This is a genomic window from Bradyrhizobium sp. Leo170 (assembly GCF_004296405.1).
Taxonomy (GTDB): domain Bacteria; phylum Pseudomonadota; class Alphaproteobacteria; order Rhizobiales; family Xanthobacteraceae; genus Bradyrhizobium.
In genome coordinates, this window is sequence record NZ_PSRR01000077.1 from 20,084 (window position 1) to 28,820 (window position 8,737).

Here is an 8,737-nt window from a genome sequence, read left to right on the forward strand (position 1 = left end):
TCATGCAGCCAGCGCCATGCGGGGCAACTCACGACAAACTGACCTTGATTAACCACTTGCACTCGATCTTGCGCGATTTTTGCCACGCGGCACCCCGTTTGTCTGTCACCCCCAAGCCACGGTTCAATAGGTTCCGGACTGAGCATGCGAAGCCACGACCTAATGCCCGCTCTGGGGCATAAACGCCGATCGGCTCAATTGGTGCCGCCGGCGCCGTCGGCGGAGTCATTTGCCGCGGCTTCGTCGATCTTGCGGTAGAGCGTCGAGCGGCCGATCTTCAGGCGCCGCGCGACCTCCGACATCTGCCCGCGATAATGCGAGATCGCGAAGCGGATGATCTCGTTCTCCATCTCTTCCAGTGGCCGCACGTCGCCGCTGCTGGTCAGCATCGAGAGGCTGCCCGCGGCAGGCAACGGAGCGATTGGTATATCATTACCCGATACCATCGCGGGCGCCGTCGACGGGGCGACGATCAGCGGCTCGCCATGCGCCGGATTCGGGTCGGCAAGTTGATGCGCGGTGACCTGCGGGAAGTCGGCGAGGTCAAGCTGGTCGCCATCGCTCATGACCACGGCGCGATACACCGTGTTCTCGAGCTGGCGGATGTTGCCGGGCCAATCGAGCTGCGAAAGATGCGCCATCGCCTCGCCGCTGATGCCGGTGATGTTGCGGTTTTCCTCGGCGTTGAAGCGCGCGAGGAAATGCCGCAGCAGATGCGGGATGTCTTCGCGCCGCTGCCGCAGCGGAGGAATCGTCAGCGGCAAGACGTGCAGGCGGTAGAATAGGTCCTCGCGGAATTGGCCGGCTTTCACCAGTTCGAGCAATCTGCGGTTGGTGGCGGAGATGATGCGGACGTCGACCTTCACAGGCTTGCGGCCGCCGACGGCTTCCACCGTGCCCTCCTGCAGCGCACGCAAGAGCTTCACCTGCGCGGTCAGCGGCAGTTCGCCGACCTCGTCGAGGAAGAGTGTGCCGCCATGGGCTTCCACGAACTTGCCCATGTGGCGTTCGGTGGCGCCGGTGAACGCGCCCTTCTCATGGCCGAACAGGATCGACTCCACGAGATTGTCGGGGATCGCACCGCAGTTCACCGCGACGAACGGCTTCGATTTGCGCTCGCTGCTGCCGTGGATGGCGCGGGCGAACAATTCCTTGCCGACGCCGGATTCGCCTTCGATCAATACCGGAATGGCTGATGAGGCGGCCTTCTGCGCGGTGCGCAGCACGCTTGTCATCGCTTCGCTGCGGGTGATGACGTCGGTGAACGTGAGCCGCCCCTCGCGGCTGTGGCGGATGCGCTGTAATTCACCCTTGAGTGCAGAAGTGTTCAGCGCGTTGCGCAAGGATACCTGCAGCCGCTCGAAGCCGACCGGCTTGACGACGAAATCCTGGGCGCCGGCGCGCATCGCCGAGACCACGTTGTCGATGCCGCCATGTGCGGTCTGCACGATGACGGGGACGTTCAAACCAGCGTCACGAATCTTTGCGAGCACGCCCAAGCCGTCGAGGCCGGGCATCACGAGGTCGAGCACGACCGCATCGATGGTCTGGTTTTCCTGGGCGGTGAGTGCGGCGATGGCATCGTCGCCGCTGTCGACTACGAGGGGCTGGTAGCCGCATTTTTGCACCATGTTTTCAACCAGACGGCGCTGTACTGCGTCATCATCGGCAATCAAAATGGTGGCAACCATGGTTTTCCCCGCGCGTTACGCTTATCTGTCTCGAATCGGGGCACTCTCGCCGAAGCCGATTAACGCCCTCTTAAACGTTGCCCATCCCCGCACATTTCGCCGCCGCATCTCCGATTGAACACAGGTTACCAGCAAGATGACCTCGCGCTCCTCCGCTCTCCGCAAACCAACGCAACGCAAGCCGGCCAATGCCAAATCCGCTGCAAACAAGTCCGCCGCGAAGAAGACCGCGGGCAAGACCGGCAAATTGCCGGAATGGAATCTCGTCGATCTCTATTCCGGCATCGACGCACCGGAAGTCGCGCGCGACCTTGCGAAGATGGATGCAGATTGCGTCGCGTTTGAGACCGACCACAGGGGCAAGCTCGCGGAACATACGGCGCGGGAAGATGGCGGAAAGTGGCTCGCGGAAGCCGTGCGACGCTATGAAGCGATCGACGATCTCGCCGGCCGGCTCGGCTCCTTTGCCGGCCTGGTGCGTGCCGGCGACAGCGTCGATCCCGCGATCACGAAATTTTACGGCGATGTTTCAGAGCGCCTGACGGCTGCCTCGACGCATCTTCTGTTCTTCGCGCTCGAGCTCAACCGCATTGACGATGATGTGATCGAGCGCGCGATGCAGGCGGAAGAGCTCGCATATTACCGGCCCTGGATCGAGGATCTGCGCAAGGAGAAGCCGTATCAACTCGAGGATCGCATCGAGCAGCTTTTCCACGAGAAGTCGCAGAGCGGCTATGCCGCCTGGAACCGGCTGTTCGACCAGACCATCGCCGGCCTGCGCTTCAAGGTCGGCGCCAAGGAACTCGCGATCGAGCCGACGCTCAATTTCCTGCAGGACCGCGATGGCGTAAAGCGCAAGGCGGCGGCGGAGGCGCTGGCGAAAACCTTCAAGGCCAATGAGCGCACCTTCGCGCTTGTCACCAACACGCTCGCCAAGGACAAGGAGATTTCCGACCGTTGGCGCGGCTTCCAGGATGTCGCCGATTCCCGCCATCTCAACAACCGCGTCGAGCGCGAGGTCGTGGATGCGCTGGTCGCGTCCGTGCGCGCCGCCTATCCGAAACTGTCGCATCGCTACTACCGGCTGAAGGCGGGCTGGTTCAAAAAGAAGAAGCTGCCGCATTGGGACCGCAACGCGCCATTGCCCTTTGCCGCGACCGGCACGATCGCCTGGCCCGAGGCGCGCAACATGGTGCTATCGGCCTATCGCGGTTTTTCCACCGACATGGCCGCGATCGCCGAGCGCTTCTTCACCGACCGCTGGATCGATGCGCCGGTCAGGCCGGGCAAGGCGCCCGGCGCCTTCTCGCATCCGACCACGCCGTCAGCGCACCCTTACGTGCTGATGAACTATCAGGGCAAGCCGCGCGACGTGATGACGCTCGCGCACGAGCTAGGCCATGGCGTGCATCAGGTGCTGGCGGCAAAGAACGGCGCCCTGATGGCGCCAACGCCGCTGACGCTCGCGGAGACCGCGAGCGTGTTCGGGGAAATGCTGACCTTCAAGCGCCTTTTGTCCGAGACCAAGAGCGCCAAGCAGCGCCAGGCGCTGCTCGCTGGCAAGGTCGAGGACATGATCAACACCGTGGTGCGGCAGATCGCGTTCTATTCGTTCGAGCGCGCGGTGCACACCGAGCGCAAGAACGGCGAATTGACCGCCGAGCGGATCGGCCAGATCTGGCTTTCCGTGCAGAACGAGAGCCTAGGGCCGGCGATCGAAATCAAGCCGGGCTATGAGAATTTCTGGATGTATATCCCGCATTTCATCCATTCGCCGTTCTACGTCTACGCCTATGCGTTCGGTGACTGCCTGGTGAACTCGCTTTACGCAGTCTACGAGCATGCCTCCGAAGGCTTTGCGGAACGCTATCTCGATATGCTCGCTGCCGGCGGAACCAAGCACTATTCGGAGTTGCTCAGGCCGTTCGGCCTCGACGCTAAGGACCCGAAATTCTGGGACGGCGGCCTGTCGGTGATTTCAGGGATGATCGACGAGCTCGAGGCGATGGGCTGACGGTTCCCCGGGGTGTAAAACATTTGTTGAACGGTTCTTGGAAATGCGTTATACAATTGTATAACGCAGGACTGGTGCTGCTCTTCAGGGAACCTGACCATGAAAATCGAGATCAAAAAGATCGGGAATTCCGATGGCCTGCTGCTCCCCCGCGAGCTGATGCAGCGGCTCGACCTCAAGCGCGGTCAGCAACTCCATATCACTGAACTTCCGGGCGGCGGCTTTCAGGCGCTTCCCTACGATCCGGATTTTGAACGGACGATGGAAGTCGCAGACGAGGTCATGGACAAGTATCGCGATACGCTGGCCGCGCTTGCGAAGTAGTGGAAATTCCAAATGAGCGAGCCGAAAGAGCCGCTTTGGATCACCTACGAGCAAGCCATCGCCATCCATGCCCGCCAGCTCCGCCGCTTCGGCGGAGCTCCCGGCTTGCGCGATGAGGGCATGCTACGATCGGCGCTGGAGCGGCCGGTCAACAAATGGAGCTATGAGCAGGCTTCCCTGGCTGAGCTCGCCGCGGCCTATGCGTTTGGCCTCGCCAAGAACCACGCCTTTGTCGATGGGAACAAGCGGATCGCCTTCATGGCGATGATGACGTTTCTGATCAAGAATGGCGTCAACTTCAGTCCTGATCCGGCGCACGCAACATCGATCATCCTCTCACTCGCGGCCGGCGAGGTCAGCGAGGAAAGCCTCAGCCGCTGGATTCGGGATAATTGGCCTTCCGAATGAGGCGATAGGCAGGGTGGCGTTGCCCTGCCATCCGGTTTGCGGTATTGGCACGGCATAAATAGACGTTTGACTGGGGACACCGATGGCAAACCATAGCGAAGTGGCTTACACCACCGCCGACGGCAACGACTATATCGAGCATGAGCGGACCTATGAAGGCTTCATCATGCTGGTCAAGTACGGCACCGCGACGGTCGCCCTCATTCTCATCCTGATGGCCTTCTTCCTGGTCTGATCTCTCGCCGGCCGCGCCGCCAATGCCGGCGGTGCTCAAAAAAATTGCATTCAAACCGGTCCCAAAACCGGTATCCAAACGTTGCGGGAGTAACGCTAAGTTTGCTTGCGTGCGCTGTCCCGCGCCGCCGGAGGCCTTATGAAGATTGCCGTTGCCAAGGAAATCGACCCGTCCGAACCGCGGGTCGCCGCGTCCCCTGACACTATCAAGAAACTCAAGGCGCTCGGCGCCGAGGTCGCGGTCGAGCCGGGCGCGGGCATCAAGTCGGGCCTGCCGGATTCGGAATTCACCGCCGTGGGCGCCACGGTGAACGCGGATGCGGTGAAGGATGCCGACATCGTCATCAAGGTGAAGCGGCCGGAGGCGTCCGAACTCTCGAAATACAAGCGCGGCGCGCTCGTCATCGCCATCATGGACCCCTACGGCAATGACGCCGCGCTGAAGGCGATGGCGGATGCCGGCATTTCGGCCTTTGCGATGGAGTTGATGCCGCGCATCACCCGCGCGCAGGTGATGGACGTCTTGTCCTCGCAGGCGAACCTCGCCGGCTACCGCGCGGTGATCGAGGGCGCCGAAGCCTTTGGCCGCGCCTTTCCGATGATGATGACCGCGGCCGGCACGATCCCCGCGGCGAAAGTGTTCGTGATGGGCGTCGGCGTCGCCGGCCTGCAGGCGATCGCGACCGCGCGCCGGTTAGGGGCCATCGTCACCGCGACCGACGTGCGTCCGGCGACCAAGGAGCAGGTGGAGAGCCTCGGCGCCAAATTCCTCGCGGTCGAGGACGAGGAGTTCAAGAACGCGCAGACCGCGGGCGGCTACGCCAAGGAGATGTCCAAGGAGTACCAGGCCAAGCAGGCCGCGCTCACCGCCGAGCACATCAAGAAGCAGGACGTCGTGATCACGACGGCGCTGATCCCCGGCCGCCCGGCGCCCATGCTCGTCTCCGCGGACATGGTCAAATCGATGCGGCCTGGCTCGGTGCTGGTCGATCTTGCCGTCGAACGCGGCGGCAATGTCGAGGGCGCGAAGGCGGGCGAGGTCGTCGATGTCGATGGCATCAAGATCGTCGGCTATACCAACGTCGCGGGCCGTGTCGCGGCCTCCGCCTCAGGTCTCTATGCCCGCAACCTGCTGGCTTTCATCGAGACGCTGGTCGACAAGGCGAACAAGGCGCTTGCCGTCAATTGGGATGACGAACTGGTGAAATCCACCGCGCTGACCAAGGACGGCGCCGTCATCCATCCGAACTTCCAGCCGAAAGCTTAAGGAGAGAAGCCATGGAGCATATCGCGCAGGCCGTCGATCCCTTCGTATTCCGGCTTTCCATTTTCGTGCTGGCCGTGTTCGTCGGCTATTTCGTGGTGTGGTCGGTGACCCCCGCGCTGCATACGCCGCTGATGAGCGTCACCAACGCGATCTCCTCGGTGATCGTGGTCGGCGCGCTGCTCGCGGTTGGCGTCGGCATGATCTCGAGCGGCTCGGGCTGGGCGCGTGGCTTCGGCTTCGTGGCGCTGATCTTCGCCTGCGTGAACATCTTCGGCGGCTTCCTTGTCACCCAGCGCATGCTGGCGATGTACAAGAAGAAGTCCAAGTAAGCGGCCATGGGAAGTTTCGAACAGATGTCGTCATGCCCCGCGCAGGCGGGGCATCCAGTACGCCGTGACGTTTCGTCGAAGCACGACGATTTCGGATTACTGGATCGTCCGCCTTCGCGGATGATGACAGGACGGGGGACCTGAGATGAACGCCAATCTCTCTGCATTATTGTATCTCGTGGCGGGTGTGCTGTTCATCCTGTCGCTCAGGGGGCTGTCGAGCCCCGCCACCTCGCGGCAGGGCAACCTGTTCGGCATGATCGGCATGGCGATCGCGATTCTGACCACGCTCGCGAGCCATCCGCCGTCCGACGGCGTTGCCTGGCTGCTGGTCGTGCTTGGTGTCGCCATTGGCGGCACGATCGGCGCCGTGATCGCGCGGCGGGTGCCGATGACCTCGATGCCCGAACTGGTCGCCGCGTTCCACTCGCTGGTCGGCATGGCCGCGGTGCTGGTCGCCGCCGGCGCGTTCTATGCGCCCGAGGCCTTTGACATCGGCACGCCCGGCAATATCCACACCCAGAGCCTGATCGAGATGTCGCTCGGCGTCGCGATCGGCGCGCTGACCTTCACCGGCTCGGTGATCGCATTCCTGAAACTGTCGGCGCGGATGAGCGGCGCGCCGATCATCCTGCCGTTCCGTCACCTCATCAACGTCGCGCTCGCCCTGGCGCTGGTGTTCTTCATCGTCGGCCTCGTGCTGTCGGGCAGCGCGCTCGACTTCTGGCTGATCACCATCATTGCGCTGGCGCTCGGCGTGCTCATGATCATCCCGATCGGCGGCGCCGACATGCCAGTCGTGATCTCGATGCTGAACTCCTATTCCGGCTGGGCCGCGGCCGGCATTGGTTTCACGCTCGGCAATTCGGCGCTGATCATCACCGGCGCGCTGGTCGGCTCCTCCGGCGCGATCCTGTCCTACATCATGTGCCACGCGATGAACCGGTCCTTCATCTCGGTCATCCTCGGCGGCTTCGGCGGTGAGACCGCGGCGGCGGCCGGCGCGACCGGCGAGCAGAAGCCGGCCAAGCTCGGCTCGGCTGATGATGCCGCCTTCATCATGAAGAACGCCTCGAAGGTCATCATCGTGCCCGGCTATGGCATGGCGGTGGCGCAGGCCCAGCACGCTTTGCGCGAGATGGCCGACATCCTGAAGAAAGAAGGCGTCGAGGTGAAGTATGCGATCCACCCGGTCGCGGGCCGCATGCCCGGCCACATGAACGTGCTGCTGGCGGAAGCCAACGTGCCCTATGACGAGGTGTTCGAACTTGAGGACATCAACTCCGAATTCGCCCAGGCTGACGTCGCCTTCGTGATCGGCGCCAACGACGTCACCAACCCGGCGGCGGAAGAGGACAAGACCTCACCGATCTACGGCATGCCGGTGCTGCAGGTCTGGAAGGCCGGCACGGTGATGTTCATCAAGCGCTCGCTGGCCTCGGGCTATGCCGGCATCGACAATCCGCTGTTCTATCGCGACAACACCATGATGCTGCTCGGCGATGCCAAGAAGGTGACCGAGAGCATCGTCAAGGCGATGTGAGGCCGCTTGCGGGCAGCGATGCTCGTCCTGAAATGGCTCCTGATCGTCGCTGCAGTCGGTTATCTCGGAGCGCTCGCGCTGCTGTTCGTCCAGCAGCGCGCGATGCTGTTTCCGATTCCGACGCGGGAGCGAACCTCGCCGGAAGCGGCCGGCTTTCCTGAAGCCGAGGAACATGTGCTTACCACCGGCGATGGCGAAAGGGTCATCGTCTGGCACGTGCCGGCAAAGCCCGGCCACCCCGTGATCCTGTACTTTCCCGGCAATGGCGATTTTCTCGCAGGGCGAGTCAGCCATTTCCGCGCCATGACGTCTGACGGTACCGGCCTGGTCGCGCTCTCCTACCGCGGCTATGCCGGCTCGAGCGGATATCCGAGCGAGCGCGGCATTCTGCTGGATGCTGCTGCTGCTTACGCCTTCACCACGGCGCGCTACGCCGCGGACCGAATCGTGGTCTGGGGATTTTCGCTCGGTACCGGCGTTGCGGTCGCACTGGCTGCGGAACAGCCGATCGGCAAGTTGATCCTGGAGGCGCCCTATACCTCGACGGTCGACATTGCCGGTGCGGCATTCCCGCTCGTGCCGGTGCGCTGGTTGATGCGCGATCAGTTCCGCTCCGACGAGCGCATTACGCGCGTCAATGCGCCGCTGCTTGTCATGCACGGCACCGACGATGCCGTGATACCGATCATGTTCGGAGAGCGTCTGTTCACGCTGGCGCATGAGCCAAAGCGGTTCGTTCGATTGGCTGGCGGCGGCCACGACAATCTCGACTACTATGGCGCAATCGAAACGGCGCGGCAGTTCATTGGCGGTTTGTAGGTGTGGAATGAAGAAATGGCATGGTGTGCTCGTCCTATCGGCGTTGGTGCTGCTGCCGGGGCAGGCGCGCGCCGCGGCGGCGCTCGACGGCGCGGCGATGACCTGGCC

Annotated in this window: 9 protein-coding genes; 8 read left to right on the forward strand and 1 reads right to left on the reverse strand. The window is 62.9% G+C overall.

The window, feature by feature from the left end; all coding sequences use genetic code 11:
- Positions 1–194: 194 nt before the first annotated feature.
- Positions 195–1,691, reverse strand: a complete 1,497-nt coding sequence (locus tag CWO89_RS15750) for a sigma-54-dependent transcriptional regulator (RefSeq protein ID WP_130579704.1) — start codon at positions 1,689–1,691, stop codon at positions 195–197.
- A 136-nt stretch (positions 1,692–1,827) separates the two neighbouring features.
- Here CWO89_RS15750 and CWO89_RS15755 point away from each other — a divergent pair, with 136 nt between their 5' ends.
- The 8 genes from CWO89_RS15755 to CWO89_RS15790 all read left to right on the forward strand — a co-directional run bounded on the left by CWO89_RS15755 (position 1,828) and on the right by CWO89_RS15790 (position 8,629).
- Positions 1,828–3,705 (forward strand): M3 family oligoendopeptidase, encoded by a 1,878-nt coding sequence (locus CWO89_RS15755; RefSeq protein ID WP_130579705.1) that lies wholly within the window; start codon positions 1,828–1,830, stop codon positions 3,703–3,705.
- Positions 3,706–3,804: 99 nt separating this feature from the next.
- Positions 3,805–4,029: an AbrB/MazE/SpoVT family DNA-binding domain-containing protein gene (locus tag CWO89_RS15760; RefSeq protein ID WP_130579706.1), complete on the forward strand. Its 225-nt coding sequence runs from the start codon at positions 3,805–3,807 to the stop codon at positions 4,027–4,029.
- A gap of 12 nt (positions 4,030–4,041) precedes the next feature.
- Entirely contained in the window at positions 4,042–4,437 is a 396-nt protein-coding gene (locus CWO89_RS15765; protein ID WP_130579707.1) for a type II toxin-antitoxin system death-on-curing family toxin, read from the forward strand.
- Positions 4,438–4,519: 82 nt separating this feature from the next.
- Positions 4,520–4,672, forward strand: a complete 153-nt coding sequence (locus CWO89_RS15770; protein WP_130579708.1) for an aa3-type cytochrome c oxidase subunit IV — start codon at positions 4,520–4,522, stop codon at positions 4,670–4,672.
- Between the two features lie 138 nt (positions 4,673–4,810).
- Positions 4,811–5,938, forward strand: a complete 1,128-nt coding sequence (locus tag CWO89_RS15775) for a Re/Si-specific NAD(P)(+) transhydrogenase subunit alpha (protein WP_130579709.1) — start codon at positions 4,811–4,813, stop codon at positions 5,936–5,938.
- An 11-nt stretch (positions 5,939–5,949) separates the two neighbouring features.
- Positions 5,950–6,267, forward strand: a complete 318-nt coding sequence (locus CWO89_RS15780; protein ID WP_028166994.1) for a proton-translocating transhydrogenase family protein — start codon at positions 5,950–5,952, stop codon at positions 6,265–6,267.
- A gap of 145 nt (positions 6,268–6,412) precedes the next feature.
- Positions 6,413–7,810 carry an NAD(P)(+) transhydrogenase (Re/Si-specific) subunit beta gene (locus tag CWO89_RS15785; RefSeq protein ID WP_130579710.1) on the forward strand — a complete coding sequence of 466 codons (1,398 nt, stop codon included), beginning with the start codon at positions 6,413–6,415 and terminating at the stop codon, positions 7,808–7,810.
- Positions 7,811–7,828: 18 nt separating this feature from the next.
- Positions 7,829–8,629 (forward strand): alpha/beta hydrolase, encoded by an 801-nt coding sequence (locus CWO89_RS15790; RefSeq protein WP_130579711.1) that lies wholly within the window; start codon positions 7,829–7,831, stop codon positions 8,627–8,629.
- The last annotated feature ends 108 nt before the right edge of the window (positions 8,630–8,737 follow it).